We start from the raw sequence: 23880 nt of genomic DNA, 5'->3' as shown, positions 1-23880 counted from the left end.
AACAGAAAAAAGTGCGCGGCGAGAAGATCATTAATTCTGGCAGTCAGGCTAAGCACTTACGGATAAATTGGGCGCTATACAAGCCCCTTATGTCGTGATACTCCTTTTAGGACACAACATAAAAAGCATAAGCAACTGTCGGGCAGGAATATGAAACCATCTCTCAGGCGCTCAACCGCAGCGCTGCTGGCGTCGTCATTGTTATTAACCATCGGTCGGGGGGCAACGCTGCCGTTCATGACCATTTATCTCACGCGCGTCTACAGCATGAGCGTCGAGAATATTGGTTATGCCCTGACGATTGCGCTGACTATCGGCGTGGTGTTCAGCCTGGGATTTGGCATTCTGGCCGATAAGTTTGATAAAAAGCGCTACATGCTGATTGCGATCGTGGCCTTTATCGCGGGGTTTGTCGCGATCCCGCTGGTCGATAACGTCACGCTGGTGGTGCTGTTCTTTGCGCTGATCAACTGCGCCTATTCCGTCTTTTCGACGGTGCTGAAGGCCTGGTTCTCCGACGTGCTCACCGCAAGCCAGAAAGCGCGCGTTTTCTCGCTTAACTATAGCTTTCTGAACATTGGCTGGACGATCGGGCCGCCGATTGGCACCCTGCTGGTGATGTACAGCCTGCAGCTGCCGTTCTGGCTGGCGGCCTTCTGCGCGGCGCTGCCGCTCGGATTCATCCATTTCTTCGTGCAGAAAAGCGTTGCGCTGGATACCGCCGAGGAGAAGATGCCCTGGCAGCCGTCGGTATTGCTGAAAGACCGCGCGCTGTTCTGGTACACGCTCTCTGGCCTGCTGGCGTCATACGTCGGCGGATCGTTCGCGACCTGTATTTCGCAATACGTTCTGGCCGCGCATGCAGACAGTAATTTCGCCGAAAAGGTGGTCGCCGTGGTATTGCCCGTCAACGCCGCCGTGGTGGTGACGCTGCAATATGCGCTGGGCCGCAAGATCTCGGCCAGCAATATTCGCCCGCTGATGACCCTCGCCACCCTGTTTTTTATCGTGGGACTGGGTGGCTTTATGCTCTCCGGGGAAAACCTGGTCTACTGGGGCATCGCTGCCGCCATTTTTACCCTGGGTGAGATTATCTATGCACCGGGCGAATACATGCTGATCGACAACATTGCCCCGCCCGGGATGAAGGCGAGCTATTTTTCCGCGCAGGCGCTGGGCTGGCTCGGCGCGGCGGCAAACCCGATGATCACCGGTATTATCCTGACCAACCTGCCGCACTGGTCGCTATTTGTCATCATGATGGTCGCCATCGTTATTGCGTGGCTGATGATTTTGCGTGGGATGAGCGTGAAGGCGTGGTGTGAAACGCCCAACGTGGCGTAGCGCTTCCAGGCCGGGTGAGGCGTAGCCGCCACCCGGCAATAAAGCATCAGTGGTGCAGCATTTCCTCTACCACCTGCTCTTTGTACATCTCATTCGGATAATAGGTCGGCCAGTTATCCATCTCTTTCAGCAGCGCCTCGTGGGAGGTGTTGCCCATGAAAATGTGGAAGTGCGAAGAGGCCTTCGGGGCGATGGTGTGGTCGCTGAACTGAACAAACTTCGGTGCCTTGCTGCCGGCATCCTTACACTCAAACAGGTAGCGAACGCCTTTTTTGCCCGATGCGTAGGTCAGTATTTTGTAGCCGCTGTAATCATACTGACAGCGGCTGACCGCTTTGCCCTTATGAAATTCCATCACGTTGTTTTCGATGCCGATAGCATCCACGTCCGTCGCATAGCCCTTGCGGTAGTATGCTTTCACCTCGTCAAAGGTTTTGCTTTTGTCTTTCTGCGCTTTCTGTTTAAAAACCGGATCCAGCGAGCCGTCCATCAGGAACGGATAGACCGACTGCCAGGTCCCGTCCCAGTCAGACAGCGCTCTGTCCTTCACGTCCTTATCCTCAAACACGCCGTTCGCCGCCCTCTGTTCCGCTTCGGTCATCTGATGGCCGTGCGAGTGAGCAAACAGCTGGCCGCTGACCAGCAGCGCCCCCAGAGTCATGGCAAATTTCCCAAAATGTGCAGCCAACATAACACCCTCATTCCGTTTTATAAGAATGCGGATGTTATATTATAACATTTCAAATCGCAACCAATCCGCGAACGCCCTCCTGCTCCATGTTTTCACCCCGGCCGCGCTGGATAATGGTGCCGCGCGACATCAGCAGATAGCTGTCGGCCAGCTCGGCGGCAAAGTCGTAAAACTGTTCGACCAGCAGGATCGCCATGTCGCCTCGGTTCGCCAGGGTGCGGATCACCTGTCCAATCTCTTTAATCACCGATGGCTGTATGCCTTCGGTCGGCTCATCCAGAATCAACAGCTGCGGACGGCTCGCCAGCGCGCGACCAATCGCCAGCTGCTGCTGCTGTCCGCCGGAGAGATCGCCCCCGCGGCGGTGCTTCATCTCTTTAAGCACCGGGAACAGCTGCCAGATCTCATCCGGAACCTGCTTCGCCTCGCGGGCGTAAAAACGCGACAGCCCGAGCAGAAGATTCTCTTCCACGGTCAGGCGCGGGAAAATCTCGCGGCCCTGCGGGACGTACGCCACGCCAGAGTGCACCCGCTGGTGCGGCTTGCTGTGGGTGATTTTTTTACCCTGCCAGATGACCTCCCCGGTTTTCGCCGGGATCAGCCCCATCAGACACTTCAGCAGCGTGGTTTTCCCGACGCCGTTGCGCCCCAGCAGGCAGGTGACTTCTCCGGTGACGGCCTCAAAGCTCACGCCGCGCAGGATATGGCTGCCGCGGTAATACTGATTCAGTTCGTTAACCTGTAACATCATCGCTCCTTAGCGCCCCAGATAGACCTCAATCACCTGCTCGTTAGCCTGCACCTCGCGAAGCGAACCTTCCGCCAGCACGCGGCCCTGATGCAACACCGTGACGTGGTCGGCGATAGTCTCAACGAAGCCCATATCGTGCTCCACCACCATCAGGGAGTGCTTACCCGCCAGCGTTTTGAACAGCTCGGCGGTGTATTCGGTTTCCGCGTCGGTCATCCCGGCGGCCGGTTCATCCAGCAGCAGCAGGTGCGGGTCCTGCACCAGAAGCATACCGATTTCCAGAAACTGTTTTTGCCCGTGCGAAAGCAGCCCGGCGCGGCGGTCGCGCTCGCTGCTAAGGCGCAGCAAAACCAGCATCTCATCGATGCGGTCGCGCTGTTCACCGTTGAGTTTTGCCCGCAGGCTCGCCCAGACGGATTTATCGGTTTTCATGGCGATCTCCAGGTTTTCCCACACCGTCAGCGCTTCAAAAACCGTGGGTTTCTGGAATTTACGCCCGATCCCCTGGCGGGCAATGGCCGCAGGCTCCAGCGTGGTCAGGTCGATGGACTGATCGTAAATCGCCCTCCCGCTCTTTGGCCGAGTTTTACCTGTGATAACGTCCATCAGCGTGGTTTTACCGGCGCCGTTAGGGCCAATCACGCAGCGCAGCTCGCCCACGCCGATATTCAGCGACAGATCGGTCAGGGCCTGAAAGCCGTCAAAATTGACGTTAATGGCCTCAAGCTGCAGCACCGGGTCGGTCTGTTCACGGTAACGATCGCCGGGCAACTGGCGGGTGAATAACCCTTCGGCTGGCTGCATTATTTCTCTCCCTTTCGAAACAGACCGTAGACGCCGCGCGGTAAAAACAGCGTGACGGCGATGAAAATCAGCCCCAGGAACAGCTGCCAGTATTCCGGCATCGCGACGGTGAAGAAGCTCTTCGCCCCGTTCACCAGCGCCGCGCCAATCACCGGACCGACCAGCGTGCCGCGCCCGCCCAGCGCCACCCAGATTGCCGCTTCTATTGAGTTCGTCGGCGACATTTCACCGGGGTTGATAATGCCCACCTGCGGGACGTACAGCGCCCCCGCCAGGCCGCACAGCACGGCGGAGAGCGTCCATACCAGCAGCTTGAACCCGCGCGGATCGTAGCCGCAAAACGTCAGGCGGTTTTCGGCGTCGCGAACGGCGGTCAGGATGCGGCCAAACTTGCTCTTCGCCAGCGCAAATCCGGTGCCCAACGCCAGAAGCAGCAACAGCAGGGTCGCCAGAAACAGCGCGATGCGGGTGGTCGTTTCCGTTACCGAAAACCCGAGCAGCGTGGTGAAGCCGGTAAAGCCGTTATTGCCGCCAAAACCGGTTTCGTTGCGAAAGAACAGCAGCATCCCGGCATAGGTCAGCGCCTGGGTCATAATCGAGAAGTAGACCCCCTTGATCTTTGAACGGAAGGCGAACCAGCCGAACACCAGCGCCAGCAGGCCCGGTACCATCACAATCAGCACCAGCGCCCAGGCAAAATGCTGGGTTCCCCACCAGAACCACGGCAGCTCGCTCCAGGAGAGAAACGACATAAACGCGGGAAGACCGTCACCCGCAGCCTGGCGCATCAGGTACATGCCCATCGCGTAGCCGCCCAGGGCGAAGAAGATGCCGTGCCCAAGAGAGAGCATCCCGGCGTAGCCCCACACCAGATCCAGCGCCACCGCAACGATGGCATAGCAGAGGATCTTGCCAATCAGCGTCAGCATCCAGGTCGACAGCGCCAGCGGATGCGTCGCAGGCAGTAAGGCGAAAAATGGTAATATCAGCAGACACACCACCAGCAGGCCGCCTGCAAGTTGCGTTGTGCGCGGCGCTTTGCGCGCCAGCGTTAAGGTCAGCGGCTGGCTCATCAGTCAATCACCCTCCCTTTCAGCGCAAACAGCCCCTGAGGGCGTTTCTGAATAAACAGCACGATCGCCACCAGAATCACGATCTTACCCAGCACCGCCCCCATCTGCGGTTCAAGAATTTTATTGAAAATACCCAGACCAAACGCCGCGGCCACGCTGCCTGCCAGCTGGCCTACGCCACCGAGAACGACCACGAGGAAAGAGTCGATGATGTAGCCCTGACCCAGCTCCGGCCCGACGTTACCGAGCTGCGATAGCGCCACGCCGCCTAACCCCGCAATTCCTGAGCCAAGCCCAAACGCCAGCATATCGACACGGCCTGTCGGTACCCCGCAGCAGGCGGCCATGCTGCGGTTCTGCGTCACCGCACGCACGTTGAGCCCCAGACGGGTTTTATTCAGAATGAGCCAGGTAAAGAACAGCACCAGCAGCACGAAGCCCAGCACCACGATGCGGTTCCACGGCAGCGTCAGGTTGGCAAAAACCTGCACCCCGCCGGACAGCCATGCCGGGTTGGCCACCTCCAGGTTCTGGGCGCCAAACGTCATGCGCACCAGCTGGATGAGCATCAGGCTAATCCCCCACGTTGCCAGCAGCGTTTCCAGTGGGCGACCGTACAGATGGCGGATCACGGTGCGCTCCAGCACCATCCCGATGCCCGCCGTCAGGCAGAACGCGACTGGAAGCGCGATAACGGGATAGAGCGCCAGCCACTGGGGCGCAAGCCCGGCCATTGCCTGCTGCACCATCCAGGTGGCATACGCTCCCAGCATCAGCATCTCACCGTGCGCCATATTGATGACGCCCAGCAGGCCGTAGGTGATGGCAAGCCCCAGCGCCGCCAGCAGCAGCACCGACCCCAGAGAGAGCCCCATAAACGCCTGGCCCAGCAGATCGCCCCACATCAGTCGATGCTGGATCTGGCTCAGGCTCTCCTGCGCGGCGGCGCGCACCCCGGCATCCGGCTCTGTCTGTGCCTGGGTAAACGGGGTAAGTCTGGACTCCACGTCAGGATCGTCGGACTGCCCTAATAACTCGACGGCCTTGCGGCGCACCTCTGCCTGCGGGCTGGCTAGCTGGAGATTCGCTACCGCCAGTAAAAGCGCCTGACGTGCCACCGCGTCCGTTTCATCGTTTACCCGCTTTTCCAGAAAAGCGAGCATTCCAGGCTGGGCATCCCGCTGAAGCTGACGGGCCGCCGCCCGCCTTTCTGTGACACTGTCACTCACCAGCTGATGCGTAGCGATGGCCGTGGCGGCCAGCACGCGCAGCCGGTTGGTCAGACGAACGGCTTTGGCTGCCCCTTCGGTCGACTTAGCGTCACCGAGCGAAACCATTTGACCGTTGCGCTGCGCAAAGGCGTGCTTTTGACTGTCGGTATACAGGTTTTCTTTTTGCAGTGCCTGCAGCAGCGGCAGCCTCGCGGCGTCCGGCGCGGCGGCCCACTGCGTCAGCAACTCCGCCTGCTGGCTGCGGCTGGCGGCAACAAAACGATCGGCATCCGATGCCTGCGCCATCCCTGGCAGCAGTCCGGAAAGCCATACAAGAGCGATGAACATGCGCATGGCGTTCATGACGTTTCTCCCTGGTGATGGCTTAGTTGCTGGCGGTTTTCATCGGCTGGTCGGGCTTTTTATCGTTACCGGCGATGAACGGGCTCCACGGCTGGGCGCGTACCGGCTGTTCCGTCTGCCACACCACGTTGAACTGACCGTTGCCTTCGATTTCACCGATCATGACCGGCTTATGCAGATGGTGGTTGGTGGCATCCATGGTGAGCGTAAAGCCTGACGGCGCCTTAAAGGACTGGCCGGCCATCGCCGCACGCACTTTATCCACGTCGGTTGTGCCTGCTTTTTCCACCGCCTGTGCCCACATATGGATCCCCACGTAGGTCGCTTCCATCGGGTCGTTGGTCACCACGGTATCGGCGTTCGGCAGCTTGTGCGCCTTCGCATAGGCTTTGTAATCCGCCACGAAGGCCTGGTTGGTCGGGTTATCCACGGATTCAAAGTAGTTCCACGCCGCGAGGTTGCCGACCAGCGGTTTGGTGTCGATCCCGCGCAGCTCTTCTTCTCCCACGGAGAACGCCACCACCGGCACGTCGGTCGCCTTCAGCCCCTGGTTAGCCAGCTCTTTGTAGAACGGTACGTTGGAATCGCCGTTAATGGTCGACACCACGGCGGTTTTGCCGCCCGCGGAGAATTTCTTGATGTTAGCGACAATGGTCTGGTAGTCGCTATGACCGAACGGGGTATAAACCTCCTCGATGTCCTTATCCTCCACCCCTTTCGAATGCAGGAACGCGCGCAGGATCTTGTTGGTGGTGCGCGGGTAAACATAGTCCGTGCCCAGCAGGAAGAAGCGCTTCGCCGCGCCGCCGTCTTCGCTCATCAGGTATTCCACCGCCGGGATGGCCTGCTGGTTCGGCGCGGCGCCGGTATAGAAGACGTTTGGCGACATCTCTTCGCCTTCATACTGCACCGGATAAAACAGCAGACCGTTCAGCTCCTCGAAGACCGGCAGCACGGATTTGCGCGATACCGACGTCCAGCAGCCGAATACCACCGCCACTTTATCCTGACTTAACAGCTGGCGCGCCTTCTCGGCAAACAGCGGCCAGTTTGAGGCGGGATCCACCACCACCGGCTCCAGTTTTTTACCCAGTACGCCGCCTTTCGCGTTGATCTCGTCGATGGTCATCAGCGCGACGTCTTTCAGCGGCGTTTCGGAGATGGCCATGGTGCCGGAAAGAGAATGCATGATCCCCACTTTGATGGTATCGGCCGCCTGCACGCCAAAACTCATTCCCATCGTCACGACGGAAGCGGATAACGCAAAGGCTTTTAATAAGGTACGACGCTGCATATTTTCACTCCTGAAAAAGAACGCTGTGCGAAAACGTCCGTTACGGCGTGGACGCGGAAAAAAATGTGTCAGCGAAGCAGGAGCAAAAAGGATGCCAGAATGGAGGAAGCGCTATTTCAGGAAGGGGAACGCAGGATGTAAAGAGAACGTCTCAGAATGGCACAGCGATGCACTTTTATAATGCAGCGCTGTGGAAGAGGCTTTACCAGACTTCGCTGGCGATCTGCGTGACCAGACGGACTTTGTCCCACTGCTGGGATTCACTCAGGCTGTTGCCCTCTTCGGTAGAGGCAAAGCCGCACTGCGGGCTGAGGCAAATTTGCTCTTTTGCCACGTATTTCGCCGCCTCTTCCAGACGGGCTTTAATCCCCTCCGGGTTCTCCAGCTCGCCGTTTTTCGTGGTGATCAGGCCAAGCACCACCTGCTGCTTGCCCGGGCGAATGAAGCGCAATGGCGCGAAATCCCCGCTGCGGTCGTTGTCGTATTCCAGGAAGAACGCGTCAACGTTGACCGTCCCGAACAGCACTTCCGCCACCGGCTCATAGCCGCCTTCGGAAATCCAGGTTGAACGGAAGTTACCGCGGCAGACGTGCAGCCCGATGGTCAGATCGTCCGGCTTGCCTTCCAGAGCCTTGTTCAGAACGCGGGCATAGATGCGTGCCAGCTCATCGGCATCGTCACCGCGCTCGCGGATCTGACGGCGCTGATCGTCCGAACAGAGATAGGCCCAGACGGTATCGTCCAGCTGCAGGTAACGGCAGCCCGCGTCGTAAAATGCGCGGATGGCGTCGCGCCAGGTGGTCGCCAGATCGTCGAAATAGTCATTCAGATCCGGGTAGACCGTCGCATCGATGTCTTTACGGCCGCCGCGGAAATGGAGCACGCTCGGGCTGGGAATGGTCATCTTTGGCTGAGCATTGCCGCTGATGCTTTTCAGGTAGCGGAAATCTTCGAGCATCGGATGGGCGCCAAAGCCCAGCTTGCCGGTGACGCGCACGCCGTGGGCTTTGGTTTGTACCCCGTTGAACTGGATCCCCTGCTGTGAATCGTAACGCTCAACGCCCTGCAGACCGTCAAAGAAGTCGAAGTGCCACCAGGCACGGCGGAATTCACCGTCGGTGACCACATGCAGGCCGCACGCACACTGCTGCTCAACGACGTGGCGAATGGCATCATCCTCTACCGCGCGAAGCTGTCCGGCGTCAATTTCGCCGCTGGCGAACTTCAGGCGAGCCTCTTTGATGGCATCCGGGCGTAAAAAACTGCCGACTACATCGGCGCGGTACGGGGCGTGCTGTCGTTGCATGGAAATCTCCTCAGTCTGCCGGCGATAATTGCCAGCAGTGATAATTTATCATTTGAAGCTTTAGACTTCTGGATGTCTAAATGTCCAAAAAAAGATGTCATACCTGTCCTGTTCCGGCAAACGAGAAAATTTCACGGGTGTTGAAAAAAATTCATCTTCACAGCGCGACGGCGGTTTCGCTGCTGGCAAAGGCGAACTTTTCATCCTCCCAGCCGGTGATCCCCCCGAGCATGATTTTGACCGGCAGCCCGAGGCGCGCCAGCTTCAGCGCGGCTCTGTCCGCGCCGTTACAGTGCGGCCCTGCGCAGTAAACGACGAACAGCGTGCCTTCAGGCCATTGGGCCATGCGCTCGGCGGTCATCTGGCTCCGCGGCAGGTGCAGTGCGCCAGGCACGTGACGGCGGGCAAACTGCTCCGGGCTGCCCACCACGTGCAGCAGCACGAAGTCCTGCTCATTATTGGCGATGGCGTGGTGCACATCGGCACAGTCGGTTTCAACGCTCAGGCGGCGCAGAAAATGGGTAACGGCTTCCTGCGGCTCGGCAGCCGGAAATTCAGTAACATAGCTCATGATCCTTCCTCATCTTTGGCGTTTGTGTTAACACTACTCTATCCACAAATTCAGCCCGTGAATGCGTTCGCTTATGCCAGAAAACAGCAAAAAGATGACAAACTTAAGACAAATTGCCCGCCCGCAGGTGGTCGTGCTGGCGTATGACGGTCTGTGTACCTTTGAGTTTGGCGTAGCGGTGGAGATCTTCGGCCTGCCGCGTCCCGAGCTTGGCGATGAATGGTATCGTTTTGCGGTGGCGAGCGTGGACAGCGGTGAACTTCGGGCAACTGGCGGGATCCGCATCGTTACCGATGGTGATTTAAGCCTGCTTGCGTCTGCGGACCTGATTGTGGTTCCCGGCTGGCGGGGGCTGGAGTCACCGGTTCCGGACGCGCTCTGCGAGGCACTACGCCAGGCCAGCGCGCGAGGATGCCGGCTGCTCTCCATCTGTTCGGGGGTGTTTGTGCTGGCCGCTACGGGGCTGCTGAACGGCCGCAAAGCCTCAACCCACTGGCGCTACATCGACGCGCTTAAAGCCCGCTACCCTGACATCGACGTGGTTGAGGATGTGCTCTACCAGGACGAAGGCGATATTCTGACGTCCGCCGGCAGCGCGGCGGGAATCGATCTCTGTCTGCACGTTGTGCGGCGGGATTATGGCATGGAAACCGCCAACAGCGTGGCGCGTCGGCTGGTCATTCCCCCTCACCGGGATGGTTCACAGCCACAACAGCTGAGCCGCCCGGTAGCCCAGCTGCGGGAAAGCCAGCGTCTCGGCCAGCTGTTTGATTTTCTGCACACGCATCTTATCGAGGCGCACAGCGTCGACTCCCTGGCGCGTCGGGTCGGAATGAGCCAGCGCACCTTCCTTCGTCGCTTCGAGGCGGCAACGGGGACGACGCCCGCACGCTGGTTAATCAATGAACGCCTGCTGAGAGCAAAAGATTATCTGGAAAGCAGCCGGTTGAGCATCGACAGCATCGCTGAACAGACCGGGTTTGGTCAGGCGTCGACACTGCGTCATCATTTTCGCCAGCAGTTCGCGCTTTCCCCGGCTCAGTATCGCAAACAATTTTCACGTCCGGGTACTGCCCGCTGAGGCGTTATTTTTATGGCTACACTGGCACACGGAGCACCTGATGGTCACTACACACGTTTTTATCGCGGTTAGTCTTGATGGCTACATCGCCCGACAGAATGACGATATCGACTGGCTGCTGCAGCGCGACGATCCCACAGAAGATCATGGCTATGAGGCGTTCATCGCGGACAAAGAGTGGATCGTGATGGGCCGGGGTAGCTATGAGAAAGTACTGACCTTTGACGCATGGCCTTATGAACGGCCCGTGCTGGTGCTCTCCCGACAGCTGGCCGGTACGCCCGTGCCGGAGGCGCTGAAGGGAAAAGTGCAGTTCTCTTGCCGCATGCCAAAGGAGGTGCTGGACGATCTCGCTGCGCAGAACGTTCATCGGGTCTATCTCGATGGCGGACAGGTGATCCAGTCATTCCTGCGCGAAGGGCTGGTGGCCGATATGGTGATCACGACCGTTCCTGTCCTGCTCGGAGCGGGAAAACCGCTGTTCGGAACCCTTCCTCAGGATATCGATTTAACGCTTGTATCAAGCCGCAGTTTCCCTTCGGGTCTGGTGCAGTCACATTATCGGCTGATGCCATAAAACCATCGCGACGGCCTGCGCAAAAAAAAACCGCCAATAACTGGCGGTAAATGCTTGCATGGATAGATTTGTGTTTTGGTCTCTACGTCCCGACACTCCGTGGCCGGGCTGCGGATCCCTTACAACCTAACACCTGTTGTCTTAACGAACGCTAAACAACCTTATTAACCTGCATGGGTATTGATCTGCAAATAACGCATAAGCCCCTGCTCAGCGCTCTGTTTTGCGTCGTCATTAAGGGCTTCAAGATAAAAGGAACGGGCGACACCATAAGGTGCTTTTTCAGAGGGATACACCGCAAACTGGAATGTTTTTCCTCTTGCCTGATGAGTACAATCTAATTCCCAGCGCCGATCGTTTATTTTTTTGCTGGAGCAGGCAACGCCACCATAATCGCTGGTTAAATAGGAACCCACGCGAATTTCCGCAGAACGAATATATTCTGGTTCGTCATTACCTGCATAACGAATCCCTGCAGCGGCCACAACAGCAACCGCCAGAAGCGCAAGCGCTATTATTTTTTTCATTTAGAAATGACCTGTTCCTTAGCCAGAGACTAACTATTATATAAGGTTTATCCTTAATGCAAATATCTAATTGAGGTCCAGAAATGATACTTTACAAAGCGTCATGGTTTTTTTAGGAAATATCTTAGCCGTAATTCCGAACCCACATTATTTGACATTTTCTTTTCGCTAATTTTAATTTTTGAATAATAACCCTAAAAAATAATCGACATGATTATCCCGCATTCTTTTTCAGCGGTGAATCCATGATTAAAAAAGGGTTATCTTTCGTCATGCTTATCTGTGCGCTGTTTTCCGGCCAGCTTATGGCCGGGCACAAAGGACACGAATATTTATTGGTCAAGAATGTGGCGCATCAGCTTCGTCATGAAGCCGACAGCGATGAGTTGCGAAGCGCTGCGGAAGAGTCGGCGGAGGGTTTGCGCGAGCACCACCTGTGGCAGAAGTCGCGCAAACCGGACACGCACGTTCGGTAATTAGCTGCCCTTGCGTTTCGGCAGCGTTTTCATCAGATCGTCCGGACTGACGGACGCCACGATACTGCCGGGCTGCGGCATTTTGAAGATGTGGTTTTTCATCTTACCAATCACATGCATTTCGCAAGGACGGCAGTCGAACTTGAGGGTCAGAACCTCATCGCCGTTTACCAGCTGCATGGGGGTGGCCTTCCAGCTCTTAATGTTCCCTTTCGCCTGCTTAGGACACAGGTTAAACGCAAAGCGCAGGCAGTGCTTGGTGATCATCACCGGCACATCGCCCTTCTCTTCATGCGCTTCATAGGCTGCGTCGATCAGCTGCACGCCGTGGCGATGATAGAATTCACGCGCTTTATGGTTGTAGACGTTGGCGAGGAAGGATAAATGGGTGTCCGGGTAGACTGGCGCAGGTACGGTTTCCGCTTTACGGCTTCCGCGCGGATACTGCGCCAGGCGCGCGGCATCCAGCATCTCTGCCGTTTCACGGCGGAACTGGTTAAGCAGGCTGTTTGGCACGAACAGCGCGTCCGGCAGCGCCACGTCGATCGCGCGCGCGTAGTAGATCGTCTGGCCCAGCTTCGCCACGCCATCCTTAAGGCTATTAAGCGCTTTTTCGGCATTGTTTGCCACCTCGAAATGACCATCGAGCGTATGCGTCACGCTGATGCCATCTTCACAAGTCATGGTCAGAATCAGCTGCTCTTCCCAGCCGCCCAGCTCAATATCCACGGCGATACGGCGTTCGCTGGAGGTTTTCAGCAGCGCCTGCTGCCAGTTATGATCGAGATTACGGTTAAGCGCCGCGTTCGGCCGCGCCTTGTAGAGATCGGCGGGCATTTCATTCGGCCAGACGCGGTAGCGGTTCTCGCCGGTTTTCTCGACCGTATTGGCACGGAAGCCTACGACCTCACGCTTAATCATCACGTTAAGGCCATCTCCGTTCGCCAGCGGTTCCGTCACTTCAACATCAAGGTGATCCTTCGCCACTTTCAGCACTTCGCCCACCGGTAAACCGATAAACTTCGGTGAGTCAAACGCGCCGATATCCCCTTTACGGGCATTCACAAAATAGTCCGTGCTGCCGCGGTGGAACGTTTTGTCCGTCGACGGAATAAAGAAATGCTCGGTGCGCCCGGCCGACGCGCGCGCCAGGTCGCCGCGATCTTCGATGATGGCGTCCAGCATCTGGCGATAGTGCGCGGTGATGTTCTTCACGTAGCTCATATCTTTGTAGCGCCCTTCAATCTTGAAGGAACGCACGCCCGCGTCGATCAGCGCGCCCAGGTTGGCCGTCTGATCGTTATCCTTCATGGAGAGCAGGTGTTTTTCGAACGCCACGACGCGGCCCCGATCGTCTTTCAGGGTATACGGCAGGCGGCAGGCCTGAGAACAGTCGCCGCGGTTGGCGCTGCGGCCCGTCTGCGCGTGGGAAATATTGCACTGACCGGAGTAAGCCACGCACAGCGCGCCGTGGATAAAGAATTCGATCGTCGCGTCTGTCGCCTGGTGAATATCGCGGATCTGATTCAGGTTCAGCTCGCGCGCCAGAACGATCTGCGAAAAGCCGACGTCGGAGAGAAACTTCGCCTTCTCGACCGTGCGGATATCGCACTGGGTACTGGCATGCAGTTCAATGGGCGGAATATCCAGCTCAAGCACGCCCATATCCTGGACGATCAGGGCATCAATGCCGGCCTGGTAGAGATCGGTAATCAGACGTTGCGCAGGCTCCAGCTCATCATCATGAAGAATGGTGTTCAGGGTCACGAACACTTTCGCCCCGAAACGGTGGGCGAACGGCACCAGTTCTGCAATATCGCTCAGGCTGTTGCTGGCGTTATGGCGGGCACCGAAGCCCGGGCCGCCAATGTAGACGGCATCAGCACCATGAAGGATCGCTTCACGGGCAATGGCGGCGTCGCGGGCCGGGCTTAAAAGTTCAAGATGATAGGATTGCAGGCGCATACTTCGTCGTTATCCGTTATGGTCAAAATGGCGGCTATTGTAGTCAGAAGTATGCGTCAGCGAAACAGTTTTGCGTAGCGTCAGCGGGGATAATGAATCAGGGAGTGAAAATGCACCGTCCGGTCGCTGCTGTTGCGGTAGGCGTGCGGTTTATCGCCGGCGAAACGGACGCCCGAATCGGCAGAAATCGTCTGCCACGTGTCGTCAATCATCATCTCCAGCTCGCCGCTGACCACCACCACATGTTCAATCACCCCGGCCTCATGCGGCGTAGATTCACTCAGCGCGCCGGGTGCCAGCGTGATGGAGAAATAATCAAACCCGAGCGTCTCGTCCCACGGAAAAAGCGGTTTGACCACCATCGCCTGCTGCTGCGGGTCAAACACCGCCTGCCGGTCCGCCTCTGGCGTGATGAACGCGGAAAACGGCACGTTCAGCCCGGTGGCTATTTTCCACAGCGTCGACACCGTCGGGCTGGATTCATTGCGCTCGATTTGCCCCAGCATCGCTTTTGACACGCCGGTCTCGTCCGCGAGCTTCGATAAACTCCAGCCGCGCGTCTGGCGCAGCGTTTTCAGCGTTGTTGCAAGGTGTAGTGTGATGTCCATAGTCCCTCCTGATGGCGATCAGCATACCACTTGTACGCTATAGCGCACAGTGTTACCTTATATCGGACGTTATAACGCACAACGGAGTTTTCATGCGCCCTTCCTCTCACCTTGTTCCAGTCGCCCTGGCTGGTTTTGTCGCCGTGCTGGTCGGTTACGCCAGCTCGGCCGCCATCATCTGGCAGGCCGCCGCGGCGGCTGGTGCCAGCGCACAGCAGATCGCAGGCTGGATGACCTCGCTGGGGATTGGGATGGGGGTCAGCACGCTGGCGCTTTCCTGGTGGTACAAAGCGCCGGTGCTGACCGCCTGGTCAACGCCCGGCGCGGCGCTGCTCGCCACCAGCCTGCACGGCGTAACGCTGCCGGAAACGATCGGCGTGTTCATCTTTGCTAACGCGCTCATTTTACTTTGCGGCATCACCGGGCTCTTCGCCCGTCTGATGAGGCTGATCCCCCATTCGCTTGCTGCCGCCATGCTGGCAGGCGTGTTGCTGCAGTTTGGCCTGCACGCGTTTGCGCATCTTGAGGGGCACTTTCTGCTGTGCGGCAGCATGATTGCGGCGTGGCTGATCGCAAAAGCGCTGGCACCGCGCTACGCCATCGTGGTCACGCTGCTGGTCGGCGGTATCGTGGCATGGGCGGGCGGTGACGTTGTCACAGATAAGCTCACGCTCTCGCTTGTGATGCCTGAATTTATCGCCCCCACGTTCACCTTCACCAGCCTGGTGAGTATTGGCGTGCCCTTCTTCCTGGTAACCATGGCCTCACAAAACGCGCCGGGGTTCGCCACGATGAAAGCCTCCGGTTACCCGCTGGCGGTCTCGCCGCTTATCATCTTTACGGGAGCGCTGGCGCTGCTGTTTTCCCCTTTTGGCGTCTTTTCTATCTGTATCGCGGCCATTACTGCCGCCATTTGTCAAAGCCCGGATGCGCATCCGGATGCCGGTAAACGCTGGCTGGCGGCCACCGCAGCCGGAGGATTTTATCTGCTGGCGGGGATTTTCGGCGGCTCGATTACCGGGCTGATGGCCGCTCTGCCGCTCAGCTGGATCCAGACGCTCGCCGGTCTGGCGCTGCTGGGCACCATCAGCGGGAGTTTATATCAGGCACTGAGCCACGAGGCGGAGCGCGACGCGGCCATCGTCACGTTCCTGATGACCGCGAGCGGCGTCACGATCCTCGGCATCGGTTCGGCATTCTGGGGGCTGGTGCTGGGCGGCGTGTGCTATGCCCTGTTTTCACGCGCTCGCCGCGCGTAGCTGCGAAGGCGTCATGCCCGTCGCGCTGCGAAAGCGGTTGCTGAAGTGGCTGGCGGAGTTAAACCCGCAGGCAAGGGCGATGTCCGTTAGCGGCGTCGCCGTGTTCTGCACAAGGGCCTTCGCTTTTTCCATTCGCCTCTGCATCACGTACTGATGCGGCGCCAGCCCCGTCGACTGGCGGAACATGCGGGCAAAATGGTATTCGCTGAGGGCGGCCTGCGCCGCCAGTTCAGCCAGCGTCAGAGGCTGGCCCAGGTTCTCTTCGATAAAGGCCAGCACGTTACGCAGTACGAATGGCGATAGCCCGCCGGTGACGACCGGCAGCTTCCACTGAACGTTAGAGTAGTTTTGCAGCAGATGGGTCAGGAGCAGCGTAGAGGCCGTGCTCAGGGTGAGCTGGTTAGCGTGCTGCTGCCAGTCGCAGCCGAGCAAAAACTGGCGATACAGCGCGGTGATTTTCGGATCGCTACCAAAAATGCGCTCGTCGAGCGTCAGCGAAAGCGGGCGCTTGTCCCAGATCTTTTCCCCCACATCGCGCAGGTGTTCATCGGTGCAGTAGAGATGCACAAACGACAGGTCATCACGGATATCCCACGTCGATTCGCTCTCTTTTGGCATCAAGCAGAAACGGTCCGGCCCCCCGCCGTTCTTCCAGCCGCCCGGCGTTTTTTGGTAGCTTTCGTAGCCGTCCGCCACGTACAGGCTCAGGGTATGGTGGTTACTTTTTACCGTTATCGTATCGTGCTTGTTGTACCACGCTGCCAGCTGAATGCCCGAATTCAGCGAGACGGTTTCCCGCAGGACCGCATTCTGTTGGCAAAGCGTTTCAAAGGTATCGTAAGCGTGAGACATGACCGTAAGCGCGTGATTGACTGGAATATCAGTCTAAGAAGAGTTGTCTCCCGTTGCCAGCCCCCGGGAAAGAAAAAAGCGCAAGATTTTGCAAGTCGACCGCAAGCCGGTGAAAGCCCCTGACCGATCTCAGCGGCATACTGCGGGCTTCCGTGGTTTGAGAAGAGAAAAATATGAACGCATTATTATACGGACTGGTGGTGGTCATCTGGGGAACCACCTGGATTGCGATTTTCCTGCAGCAGGGTCCCGTAGCGGCGCCCGTCTCTATTTTCTGGCGTTTCGCCGTCGCCAGCCTCACGATGATGGTGGTGTTAATCGCCCTGCGCCGCCTGCGCAAGCTGGCGCTGCGGGATCACCTCTTTTGTATGCTCCAGGGATGCTGCGTTTTCTGCTTTAACTTCTGGTGTTTTTACGCCGCAGCCTCGCACATCAACACCGGGCTGGAATCGGTGATCTTCTCCATGGCCGTACTCTATAACGCCATTAACAGCTTTATTTTCTTCGGGCAGCGCCCGCCCGCGCGTTTCTGGACGGCGGCGGCACTGGGCCTGACTGGGATCGTCACCCTCTTCTGGGACGATCTGCTGGCCAGCGGCTGGAGCGCGTCGCTCCTGACCGGGATTGGTCTCTCCGCGCTCGGCACCTACGGCTTCTCGCTGGGCAACATGATCAGCATGCGTCACCAGCGAAAAGGCCTTGAAACCATGACCACCAACGCTTGGGCGATGCTCTACGGCACTCTGGTAATGGGCTGCATTGCCCTGTTCAGAGGCGACAGCTTCGCGCCAGAGTGGACCATCAGCTACATTGGCGCGCTGCTCTATCTGGCCGTGTTTGGTTCGGTGATTGCCTTTGGCGCCTACTTCACGCTGGTGGGACGTATCGGTCCGGGCAAAGCGGCCTACAGTACGCTGCTCTTCCCGCTGGTGGCGCTGTCCATCTCCACGGTGTATGAAGGCTACGTCTGGCATATCAATGGTATCGTGGGGTTATTGCTGATTCTGGGGGGAAATATGGTGATGTTTACCAAACTAGAAACCTGGTTCAGGCGCTTACGAACGGCGTAAATAAAAAAGGCCTGCATTACGCAGGCCGTTTTATTTTATTTCGCGGTCTTTTTCACATCAAACATGGTGGCGTCCGTCGCCATGTCATCAACTACCTGCTTCAGCGTCGCAAAGGTCATCGGCGTACTTTCGTTGTTCAGATCTTTACCTTCGCCTTTACGCACCACCTTCATGACCGGTTTGTTGGTGGCCGCATCGATCAGTTCGCCTTCAAAGAAGAGATGCGTATCCATGGTGCGATGCCCGGTTGCCATCTGCGTACCTGCTACCACCAGCGCGACCGGCACCACTTCATAGAACTGCAGACCTTCTTTCTGCGAACTCACCCCGGTAATTGCACCGCGGAAAATCAGGCTGTGTTTACCCGGCGTGGTCACAACTGGCTTACGGGTACCAATAGCGGTTTTCATTTTGTTATTGGTGTAATTCAACAGCTCATCAAGCGTTTTTTGACCAATTTGAGTGGTCGGTTTAGGCGCAGGATAATAAGTAATCGGCGTCCAGAGAATACTGTCGTAATTAGCTTCGTTATAAGAAGGATCAACCCAACGCAGCGTTGGTTTACCCGTCGCAGACGTCGTCTGCTGCAAGCCTGAATAGTCTTTTAAAAAGCCAGAATATTGTTCGGGAGCCGCGACTTTTGAAGAACAGCCCGCCAACGCCAACAGACCAGTAAGCACTGCAACTTTAAAAAAAGTTTGAGTACGCATGATAGTTTTCCATGTTATCTGCAAGTATGCATTTGAAGTTATAGCAAAAGACCGGCGGGTTTGTTGTGACAAAAAATGATGCGGAGAGCACAAATTGCGAAAAGACTGCCCGCAAGCGTGCCGGGCAGTGAAAAATTACTGATTTATATCCAGTTGCCAGAACAGATGTTTGCCAAACGGGTCAATTTCATAGCCCGTCACCTCCTTGCGCACCGGTTCGAAAATGGTTGAATGCGCAATCATCACCGCCGGCATTTGATCATGCATCATTTGCTGAGCCTCTTTATACAACGCCACGCGTTTATCGCGATCGGTGGTTGATTTTGCTTCCGCAATAATTTTATCGAAGGGCTTATAGCACCATTTCGCCGAATTTGAGCCACCGTTTGCCGAGGTACAGGTAAATAGCGGACCAAAAAAATTGTCGGGATCGCCCGTTGCGGTCGTCCAGCCCATCAGCGCGGCCTGATGCTCTCCGCCCTTCACGCGTTTCAGATATTCGCCCCACTCGTAGGTGACGATTTTGGTCTGTACGCCGATTTTCGCCCAGTCGGCCTGAATCATCTCCGCCATGCGTTTCGCATTCGGATTGTACGGACGCTGCACCGGCATCGCCCACAGGTCGACGCTCACGCCGTTGGCAAAACCGGCCTCTTTCAGCAGCGCTTTCGCCTTTTCAGGATCGTAATCGTAATCCTTAAGCTCGCTGTCTGCGCTCCAGACGCCCGGCGGCAGCAGGTTCTTCGCCGCAGTGCCGGTGCCGTGGAAAACCGCATCAATAATGGCCGGCTTATTGATGGCCATCGCCAGCGCCTGACGGACTTTTACGTTATCCAGCGGCGGCTTTTGGGTATTGAACGCCAGAAAGCCGGTATTCAGTCCGGCTTTGCTCATCAGGTTGATGTCTTTGTTCGCCTTCATGCGCGGCAGGTCCGCCGGGTTCGGGAACGGCATCACCTGACATTCGTTCTTCTCAATTTTAGCAAACCGCACGGAGGCATCCGGCGTGATGCTAAACACCAGCCGATCCAGCTTCGATTTCCCCTGCCAGTAGTCGGCGAACGCCGTAAACAGGATCCGCGAATCCTTCTGATACTGCGTCAGCTTAAACGGCCCGGTGCCTATAGGCTCCATATCCACCTTCTCCGGCGTGCCCGCTTTGAGCATCGCGTCGGCATATTCCGCGGACAGGATCGAAGCAAAATACCATGCCAGATCGGCGACAAACGGCGCTTCCGGGTGCGCCAGGGTAAAGCGCACGGTGTGGTCATCAACTTTATCAATGCCGGTAATCAGGCTGCCGAACTCCAGACTTTCGAAGTTGGAATAGCTGCCGTTAGAGACGTTGTGATACGGATGATTCACGTCTTTCTGGCGCATAAACGAGAAAATCACGTCGTCGGCGTTAAAGTCGCGGGTCGGCGTGAAGGATTTATTGCTCTGGAACTTGACGCCCTTACGCAGATGGAAGGTGTAAACCTTGCCGTCGTCGCTCACCTCCCAGCGCTCCGCCAGGCTTGGCACCAGCTCCGTGGTGCCGGGTTTGAAATCAACCAGCCGGTTATAGACCGGCACGGCGCTGGCGTCCACGCTGGTTCCCGAGGTGTATAGCTGAGGATTAAAGTTTTCCGGCGATCCCTCGGAGCAATACACCAGCGTTTTCGCGGCGACGGTGGAACTGACCGTGAGTACAGCAAGCGCCAGCGTTATAGTTGTGAGTTTGCTTTTCATCATTTATTCCTGTCTTTTTAATTCGACGGCTAATTAATTCTTTTGCCATTTCATAAATAACATTAAAGTGATGTGGCAAACACCTGAAAAATAAATAAGGAATAAATCACTATGGGTTCGCCGCTTTCCAGACAATTAACGCACCGTTTTTTCCGCTATCTCGCGATCACCAGCCAGAGCGATCCCAAAGTCAAAACCCTGCCCTCAACGCCGGGCCAGCACGACATGGCGCGGGAGCTGGCGCAGGAGCTGGCACAGCTGGGGTTAGACGACATTGTTATTGATGAATTCGCCACGGTAACGGCGGTAAAAAAAGGCAACGTGCCCGGTGCGCCGCGCATCGGCTTTATTACCCATATTGATACCGTGGACGTGGGATTATCACCGGATATTCATCCACAAATATTAACCTTTACCGGTGAAGATCTCTGTCTGAATAAAGAGAAAGACATCTGGCTGCGGGTTAACGAGCATCCTGAAATTCTGGCGTATCCGAATGAGGAGATTATTTTCAGCGACGGAACCAGCGTATTGGGCGCGGATAATAAATCGGCGGTCACGGTGGTCATGACGGTGCTGGAAAACCTGACGGCGGAACATCAGCACGGGGATATCGTCGTGGCGTTTGTGCCTGACGAAGAGATCGGCCTGAACGGTGCAAAAGCGCTGGACCTTAAGCGCTTTGACGTCGACTTCGCCTGGACCATCGACTGCTGCGAGCTGGGGGAAATTGTCTACGAGAACTTTAATGCGGCAGCCGCTGAGATCCGCTTTACCGGCGTAACGGCGCACCCGATGTCCGCCAAAGGCGTGCTGGTGAATCCCCTGCTGATGGCGACTGACTACATCAACCATTTTGACCGCCAGCAAACGCCGGAGTGCACCGAGGGGCGTGAGGGCTATATCTGGTTTAACGGCATTCAGGCCGGCCAGAACGAGGCCATTCTTAAGGCCAATATCCGCGACTTTGACAAGGACAACTTTGCTGCCCGCAAGCAGCAGATTGCCGACGTTGCCGCGCTGATTGCCGCCCAACATCCAACGGCCAGGGTGGACTATCGCATTGAAGATACCTACAGCAATATCAGCAATGCGATTGGTGAAGACAGGCGCGCCATCGATCTGATGTTCGAGGCAATGGAATCGCTCGGCATCACGCCGAAGCCGACGCCCATGCGCGGCGGTACTGACGGCGCGGCGCTCTCGGCAAAAGGGCTGCTCACGCCGAACTTCTTCACCGGCGCGCATAACTTCCACTCGAAGTTTGAATTCCTGCCGCTGTCGTCGTTCGGGGCGTCTTACAACACCGCCCTGCAGATCTGCCTGCTTGCTGCCCGCTAAGCGGGCTTGCGCGCCAGCATCGTGGCAAAGCGCAGCTTGATGCGGTTGCCGTTTTCGTCGGTGCGGTGCAGTTCGCCAACGTCTTCGTTGTATTTGAGCAACTCCCAGCCTTCGTAGTAGTTGCTCAGCTCACCGCTTTTGAACGCAAACGGGAAGCCGACGGTGCACGGGTAATCCGCCGTGTCCATCGCGGCAACAATCAGGTTGTAGCCGCCGGGTTTGGTGCAGCGCTGCATGTTGGCGATAAGTCCCGGGATGGTTTTTGACTCTAGGAACATCAGCACCACGGTGGAGAGAATGAAATCGTACTCGCCGTCAAAACTCAGGTTGTTGAGATCTTTAATCGCCGTGTGGAGGTTATCGATCCCTTCTTCCGACTTAATGCGCTCGATATTCTCGATGCTCATCGGGTTCTTGTCCCATGCGGTCACCTCGTAACCGTTGGCCGCCAGATAAAGGCTGTTGCGGCCGTTGCCGCAGCCCAGATCCAGCGTTTTGCCCGGTTTAATCTGTGCCGCACTGAACAGCACCTCTGAATGGGTGCGGGTTAAGCCATATTTCTCTGTGAAGTAATTCTCATCAACGGTCATTATTTTTTCCTGAGCCTGCATAAGTTTAAAGTGCATCCTGAATGCCATTTTAAGGCGTTTACCGTCTGGTTGCCAGCCGCTCGAAAACCGAAAAATTTGCTACGTTTAGTTAAGACGCTTATCAGAGACCTAAAGATGAACAAATATCGCCTTAGCGACGAAACCCGCCTCTGGCAATGGAAAAACGGCGACAATACCCGCTCCGTCACGCTGCGGCAGATTATCGCGACAGTGGATTTTAACGACGTGACGGCCGGCACGAAAGGCGGCTGGGTTGACGATGAGCGCGCCCTCGCGCAGGACGGGGACTGTTGGATCTACGACGAAAACAGCGTGGTGTTCGCCGGTGCCGTCGTGTCCGGCAACGCGCGCCTTACCCTGCCGTGCATCGTTAGCCACGATGCGCATATCAGCGGCAGCTGCTGGCTGGACGGCGCGGAGGTCAGCCACGGGGCGCGAATAAGTGACAACGTCACCATTCAGCACTCTTGCGTGCGGGGCGAATGCCATCTCTACGGCGATGCCCGCGTTCTACACAACAGCGTTATCATCGCCGCCAAAGGTCTGACGCCGGACCATGACCAGATCCTGCAAATCTACGATAAGGCGACCGTCAGCCAGTCGCGCATTGTGCACCAGGCGCAAATCTACGGCGAGGCGATGGTTAATTTTGCCTTTGTTGAGCACCGCGCCGAAGTATTCGACAACGCCATCCTCGAAGGTAACGACTTAAATAACGTCTGGGTCTGCGACTGCGCAAAGGTCTATGGCAACGCCCGCGTGATTGCCGGTTATGACGAGGATGCCATTCCGACGGTGCGCTACAGCTCTCAGATTGCGGAGAATGCCGTGGTGGAAGGAAACTGCGTCATCAAGCACCACGTTCTGATTGGCGGTCAGGCATGGCTGCGCGGCGGGCCGATCATGCTGGACGATAAGGTGGTGATCCAGGGACGCGCGAGGATCAGCGGGGATGTGCTCATTGAGCACCGGGTTGAAATCACAGATGATGCGGTCATTGAAGCCTTTGCCGGGGAGAGCATTCACCTGCGCGGCGAAAAGGTGATTAACGGCGACCAGCGCATCACCCGCACCCCGCTGCTGGGAGCGTTATAGGGCGTAGATCTTCCCGTAGATATTCACATCGTCAAAGCGACCGTTCAGGTATTCCGCTTCCCGCAGGCATCCTTCCAGCGTAAAACCGTTACGCACGGCAACGCTGTTGCTGTGCTGATTCGCCACCCGACACTTGATCACAAAACGGCGGATCTCCCCGCGTTCGACGTAGTAGCGCATAAACGCCTGCAGTGACCGGGAGAGAATGCCCTGCCCCTGATGGCTTTCATCCAGCCAGTAGCCGATGTACCCGGCTTTGTTGGCTGGTTCAATCGTGTTAAACGACAGCACGCCGACCAGTTCATCACTCTTAAATATCAAAAACATTTTGGCGTAGCCGCGCTGGTGCAGCATCTGGTTACTTTGCACGTTGCGGCGGGTATCCTCTTCGCTGCCCACGTGCTGCGCCCAGTCAAAAGCGGTTTGCAAAAAGGTTTTGTTTTTGACGACGAGATTGTGCAGTTCGGCGGCATAGCGCTCTTCAACGGCGCGAAGCTCGAGAGCGCCAGATACCGGGATAATTTCGGATTTTGCTGCGGTCATTGCCCCTCACCCTAACCCTCTCCCAA

The 23880-nt window shown here is 57.0% G+C and carries 24 protein-coding genes; 8 read left to right on the top strand and 16 right to left on the bottom strand.

Annotated features, from left to right (window positions below; genetic code table 11):
- Positions 1 to 150 precede the first annotated feature (150 nt).
- Positions 151 to 1344 carry an efflux MFS transporter YdeE gene (gene ydeE / locus HB664_RS13840; protein ID WP_047060864.1) on the top strand — a complete coding sequence of 398 codons (1194 nt, stop codon included), beginning with the start codon at positions 151 to 153 and terminating at the stop codon, positions 1342 to 1344.
- Between the two features lie 46 nt (positions 1345 to 1390).
- Here ydeE and zinT read toward each other — a convergent pair whose 3' ends face one another.
- From zinT to HB664_RS13800, 8 genes are all read right to left on the bottom strand, one after another.
- Positions 1391 to 2032 (bottom strand): metal-binding protein ZinT, encoded by a 642-nt coding sequence (zinT, locus tag HB664_RS13835; RefSeq protein ID WP_087822860.1) that lies wholly within the window; start codon positions 2030 to 2032, stop codon positions 1391 to 1393.
- 52 nt (positions 2033 to 2084) lie between these two features.
- Entirely contained in the window at positions 2085 to 2783 is a 699-nt protein-coding gene (gene urtE, locus HB664_RS13830) for an urea ABC transporter ATP-binding subunit UrtE (RefSeq protein WP_219940830.1), read from the bottom strand.
- Between the two features lie 9 nt (positions 2784 to 2792).
- On the bottom strand, positions 2793 to 3590 hold the full coding sequence (gene urtD / locus HB664_RS13825) for an urea ABC transporter ATP-binding protein UrtD (protein WP_094935483.1): 798 nt from the start codon (positions 3588 to 3590) through the stop codon (positions 2793 to 2795).
- Positions 3590 to 4663 carry an urea ABC transporter permease subunit UrtC gene (gene urtC, locus HB664_RS13820; RefSeq protein WP_219939634.1) on the bottom strand — a complete coding sequence of 358 codons (1074 nt, stop codon included), beginning with the start codon at positions 4661 to 4663 and terminating at the stop codon, positions 3590 to 3592. The genes urtD and urtC overlap by 1 nt, the downstream gene beginning before the upstream one ends.
- Positions 4663 to 6237, bottom strand: a complete 1575-nt coding sequence (gene urtB, locus HB664_RS13815; protein ID WP_096151311.1) for an urea ABC transporter permease subunit UrtB — start codon at positions 6235 to 6237, stop codon at positions 4663 to 4665. Before urtB ends, urtC begins: the two co-directional genes overlap by 1 nt.
- A gap of 22 nt (positions 6238 to 6259) precedes the next feature.
- A complete protein-coding gene (urtA, locus tag HB664_RS13810) occupies positions 6260 to 7531 on the bottom strand; it encodes an urea ABC transporter substrate-binding protein (RefSeq protein WP_033145526.1) in 1272 nt (423 codons plus the stop codon).
- A gap of 202 nt (positions 7532 to 7733) precedes the next feature.
- Positions 7734 to 8837 (bottom strand): cobalamin-independent methionine synthase II family protein, encoded by a 1104-nt coding sequence (locus tag HB664_RS13805; RefSeq protein ID WP_219939633.1) that lies wholly within the window; start codon positions 8835 to 8837, stop codon positions 7734 to 7736.
- 157 nt (positions 8838 to 8994) lie between these two features.
- A complete protein-coding gene (locus tag HB664_RS13800) occupies positions 8995 to 9408 on the bottom strand; it encodes a rhodanese-like domain-containing protein (protein WP_047060853.1) in 414 nt (137 codons plus the stop codon).
- Between the two features lie 73 nt (positions 9409 to 9481).
- Between HB664_RS13800 and ftrA the strand changes: the two genes are divergently transcribed.
- Positions 9482 to 10489 (top strand): transcriptional regulator FtrA, encoded by a 1008-nt coding sequence (gene ftrA / locus HB664_RS13795; RefSeq protein ID WP_219939632.1) that lies wholly within the window; start codon positions 9482 to 9484, stop codon positions 10487 to 10489.
- A gap of 40 nt (positions 10490 to 10529) precedes the next feature.
- On the top strand, positions 10530 to 11066 hold the full coding sequence (locus tag HB664_RS13790) for a dihydrofolate reductase family protein (protein ID WP_219939631.1): 537 nt from the start codon (positions 10530 to 10532) through the stop codon (positions 11064 to 11066).
- 164 nt (positions 11067 to 11230) lie between these two features.
- On the opposite strand, the gene HB664_RS13785 is transcribed toward HB664_RS13790, so the two are convergent.
- On the bottom strand, positions 11231 to 11593 hold the full coding sequence (locus HB664_RS13785; RefSeq protein ID WP_033145521.1) for a hypothetical protein: 363 nt from the start codon (positions 11591 to 11593) through the stop codon (positions 11231 to 11233).
- Between the two features lie 245 nt (positions 11594 to 11838).
- On the opposite strand from HB664_RS13785, the gene HB664_RS13780 reads away from it, so the two are divergent.
- Positions 11839 to 12069, top strand: a complete 231-nt coding sequence (locus HB664_RS13780) for a DUF2554 family protein (protein WP_033145520.1) — start codon at positions 11839 to 11841, stop codon at positions 12067 to 12069.
- On the opposite strand, the gene HB664_RS13775 is transcribed toward HB664_RS13780, so the two are convergent.
- Together HB664_RS13775 and HB664_RS13770 are read right to left on the bottom strand one after the other, a co-directional pair.
- Positions 12070 to 14034: a U32 family peptidase gene (locus tag HB664_RS13775; RefSeq protein WP_219939630.1), complete on the bottom strand. Its 1965-nt coding sequence runs from the start codon at positions 14032 to 14034 to the stop codon at positions 12070 to 12072.
- An 80-nt stretch (positions 14035 to 14114) separates the two neighbouring features.
- A complete protein-coding gene (locus HB664_RS13770; RefSeq protein WP_219939629.1) occupies positions 14115 to 14642 on the bottom strand; it encodes a helix-turn-helix domain-containing protein in 528 nt (175 codons plus the stop codon).
- 92 nt (positions 14643 to 14734) lie between these two features.
- Here HB664_RS13770 and HB664_RS13765 point away from each other — a divergent pair, with 92 nt between their 5' ends.
- Positions 14735 to 15901 (top strand): benzoate/H(+) symporter BenE family transporter, encoded by a 1167-nt coding sequence (locus tag HB664_RS13765; RefSeq protein ID WP_219939628.1) that lies wholly within the window; start codon positions 14735 to 14737, stop codon positions 15899 to 15901.
- Here the strand turns inward: HB664_RS13765 and HB664_RS13760 are convergent.
- The gene (locus HB664_RS13760; RefSeq protein ID WP_032657103.1) at positions 15881 to 16753 is read right to left on the bottom strand and encodes a helix-turn-helix transcriptional regulator; all 873 of its coding nucleotides are present in this window, start codon (positions 16751 to 16753) and stop codon (positions 15881 to 15883) included. The genes HB664_RS13765 and HB664_RS13760 overlap by 21 nt on opposite strands.
- A 173-nt stretch (positions 16754 to 16926) precedes the next feature.
- Here HB664_RS13760 and HB664_RS13755 point away from each other — a divergent pair, with 173 nt between their 5' ends.
- On the top strand, positions 16927 to 17823 hold the full coding sequence (locus HB664_RS13755; RefSeq protein WP_219939627.1) for a DMT family transporter: 897 nt from the start codon (positions 16927 to 16929) through the stop codon (positions 17821 to 17823).
- A 35-nt stretch (positions 17824 to 17858) separates the two neighbouring features.
- On the opposite strand, the gene HB664_RS13750 is transcribed toward HB664_RS13755, so the two are convergent.
- Positions 17859 to 18533 (bottom strand): DUF3313 domain-containing protein, encoded by a 675-nt coding sequence (locus HB664_RS13750; protein WP_033145514.1) that lies wholly within the window; start codon positions 18531 to 18533, stop codon positions 17859 to 17861.
- Positions 18534 to 18668: 135 nt separating this feature from the next.
- The gene (locus HB664_RS13745; RefSeq protein WP_219940829.1) at positions 18669 to 20264 is read right to left on the bottom strand and encodes an ABC transporter substrate-binding protein; all 1596 of its coding nucleotides are present in this window, start codon (positions 20262 to 20264) and stop codon (positions 18669 to 18671) included.
- A gap of 111 nt (positions 20265 to 20375) precedes the next feature.
- Between HB664_RS13745 and pepT the strand changes: the two genes are divergently transcribed.
- The gene (gene pepT / locus HB664_RS13740) at positions 20376 to 21605 is read left to right on the top strand and encodes a peptidase T (RefSeq protein WP_219939626.1); all 1230 of its coding nucleotides are present in this window, start codon (positions 20376 to 20378) and stop codon (positions 21603 to 21605) included.
- Here pepT and tehB read toward each other — a convergent pair.
- Positions 21602 to 22198 (bottom strand): tellurite resistance methyltransferase TehB, encoded by a 597-nt coding sequence (gene tehB, locus HB664_RS13735; protein ID WP_219940828.1) that lies wholly within the window; start codon positions 22196 to 22198, stop codon positions 21602 to 21604. The genes pepT and tehB overlap by 4 nt on opposite strands.
- 132 nt (positions 22199 to 22330) lie before the next feature.
- Here tehB and ydcK point away from each other — a divergent pair, with 132 nt between their 5' ends.
- Positions 22331 to 23311 carry a YdcK family protein gene (gene ydcK / locus HB664_RS13730; RefSeq protein ID WP_214538395.1) on the top strand — a complete coding sequence of 327 codons (981 nt, stop codon included), beginning with the start codon at positions 22331 to 22333 and terminating at the stop codon, positions 23309 to 23311.
- Here ydcK and rimL read toward each other — a convergent pair.
- Positions 23306 to 23854 carry a 50S ribosomal protein L7/L12-serine acetyltransferase gene (gene rimL, locus HB664_RS13725; protein WP_219939625.1) on the bottom strand — a complete coding sequence of 183 codons (549 nt, stop codon included), beginning with the start codon at positions 23852 to 23854 and terminating at the stop codon, positions 23306 to 23308. The two genes, ydcK and rimL, sit on opposite strands and share 6 nt — an antisense overlap.
- Between the last annotated feature and the right edge of the window lie 26 nt (positions 23855 to 23880).

This window comes from Enterobacter sp. DNB-S2, from assembly GCF_019443845.1.
In the GTDB taxonomy this organism is placed as follows: domain Bacteria; phylum Pseudomonadota; class Gammaproteobacteria; order Enterobacterales; family Enterobacteriaceae; genus Enterobacter; species Enterobacter asburiae_B.
Note: the sequence above shows the minus strand (reverse complement) of the source record. Positions and strands in the feature narration are given on the sequence as shown.

What these genes read in the sequence shown, in the direction of transcription:
- ydeE (WP_047060864.1), top strand. Translation starts at nt 151, where the DNA reads ATGAAACCATCTCTCAGGCGCTCAACCGCAGCGCTGCTGGCGTCGTCA.
- urtE (WP_219940830.1), bottom strand. Translation starts at nt 2,783, where the DNA reads ATGTTACAGGTTAACGAACTGAATCAGTATTACCGCGGCAGCCATATC.
- urtD (WP_094935483.1), bottom strand. Translation starts at nt 3,590, where the DNA reads ATGCAGCCAGCCGAAGGGTTATTCACCCGCCAGTTGCCCGGCGATCGT.
- urtC (WP_219939634.1), bottom strand. Translation starts at nt 4,663, where the DNA reads ATGAGCCAGCCGCTGACCTTAACGCTGGCGCGCAAAGCGCCGCGCACA.
- urtB (WP_096151311.1), bottom strand. Translation starts at nt 6,237, where the DNA reads ATGAACGCCATGCGCATGTTCATCGCTCTTGTATGGCTTTCCGGACTG.
- urtA (WP_033145526.1), bottom strand. Translation starts at nt 7,531, where the DNA reads ATGCAGCGTCGTACCTTATTAAAAGCCTTTGCGTTATCCGCTTCCGTC.
- HB664_RS13805 (WP_219939633.1), bottom strand. Translation starts at nt 8,837, where the DNA reads ATGCAACGACAGCACGCCCCGTACCGCGCCGATGTAGTCGGCAGTTTT.
- HB664_RS13800 (WP_047060853.1), bottom strand. Translation starts at nt 9,408, where the DNA reads ATGAGCTATGTTACTGAATTTCCGGCTGCCGAGCCGCAGGAAGCCGTT.
- ftrA (WP_219939632.1), top strand. Translation starts at nt 9,482, where the DNA reads ATGCCAGAAAACAGCAAAAAGATGACAAACTTAAGACAAATTGCCCGC.
- HB664_RS13790 (WP_219939631.1), top strand. Translation starts at nt 10,530, where the DNA reads ATGGTCACTACACACGTTTTTATCGCGGTTAGTCTTGATGGCTACATC.
- HB664_RS13785 (WP_033145521.1), bottom strand. Translation starts at nt 11,593, where the DNA reads ATGAAAAAAATAATAGCGCTTGCGCTTCTGGCGGTTGCTGTTGTGGCC.
- HB664_RS13780 (WP_033145520.1), top strand. Translation starts at nt 11,839, where the DNA reads ATGATTAAAAAAGGGTTATCTTTCGTCATGCTTATCTGTGCGCTGTTT.
- HB664_RS13775 (WP_219939630.1), bottom strand. Translation starts at nt 14,034, where the DNA reads ATGCGCCTGCAATCCTATCATCTTGAACTTTTAAGCCCGGCCCGCGAC.
- HB664_RS13770 (WP_219939629.1), bottom strand. Translation starts at nt 14,642, where the DNA reads ATGGACATCACACTACACCTTGCAACAACGCTGAAAACGCTGCGCCAG.
- HB664_RS13765 (WP_219939628.1), top strand. Translation starts at nt 14,735, where the DNA reads ATGCGCCCTTCCTCTCACCTTGTTCCAGTCGCCCTGGCTGGTTTTGTC.
- HB664_RS13760 (WP_032657103.1), bottom strand. Translation starts at nt 16,753, where the DNA reads ATGTCTCACGCTTACGATACCTTTGAAACGCTTTGCCAACAGAATGCG.
- HB664_RS13755 (WP_219939627.1), top strand. Translation starts at nt 16,927, where the DNA reads ATGAACGCATTATTATACGGACTGGTGGTGGTCATCTGGGGAACCACC.
- HB664_RS13750 (WP_033145514.1), bottom strand. Translation starts at nt 18,533, where the DNA reads ATGCGTACTCAAACTTTTTTTAAAGTTGCAGTGCTTACTGGTCTGTTG.
- HB664_RS13745 (WP_219940829.1), bottom strand. Translation starts at nt 20,264, where the DNA reads ATGAAAAGCAAACTCACAACTATAACGCTGGCGCTTGCTGTACTCACG.
- pepT (WP_219939626.1), top strand. Translation starts at nt 20,376, where the DNA reads ATGGGTTCGCCGCTTTCCAGACAATTAACGCACCGTTTTTTCCGCTAT.
- ydcK (WP_214538395.1), top strand. Translation starts at nt 22,331, where the DNA reads ATGAACAAATATCGCCTTAGCGACGAAACCCGCCTCTGGCAATGGAAA.
- rimL (WP_219939625.1), bottom strand. Translation starts at nt 23,854, where the DNA reads ATGACCGCAGCAAAATCCGAAATTATCCCGGTATCTGGCGCTCTCGAG.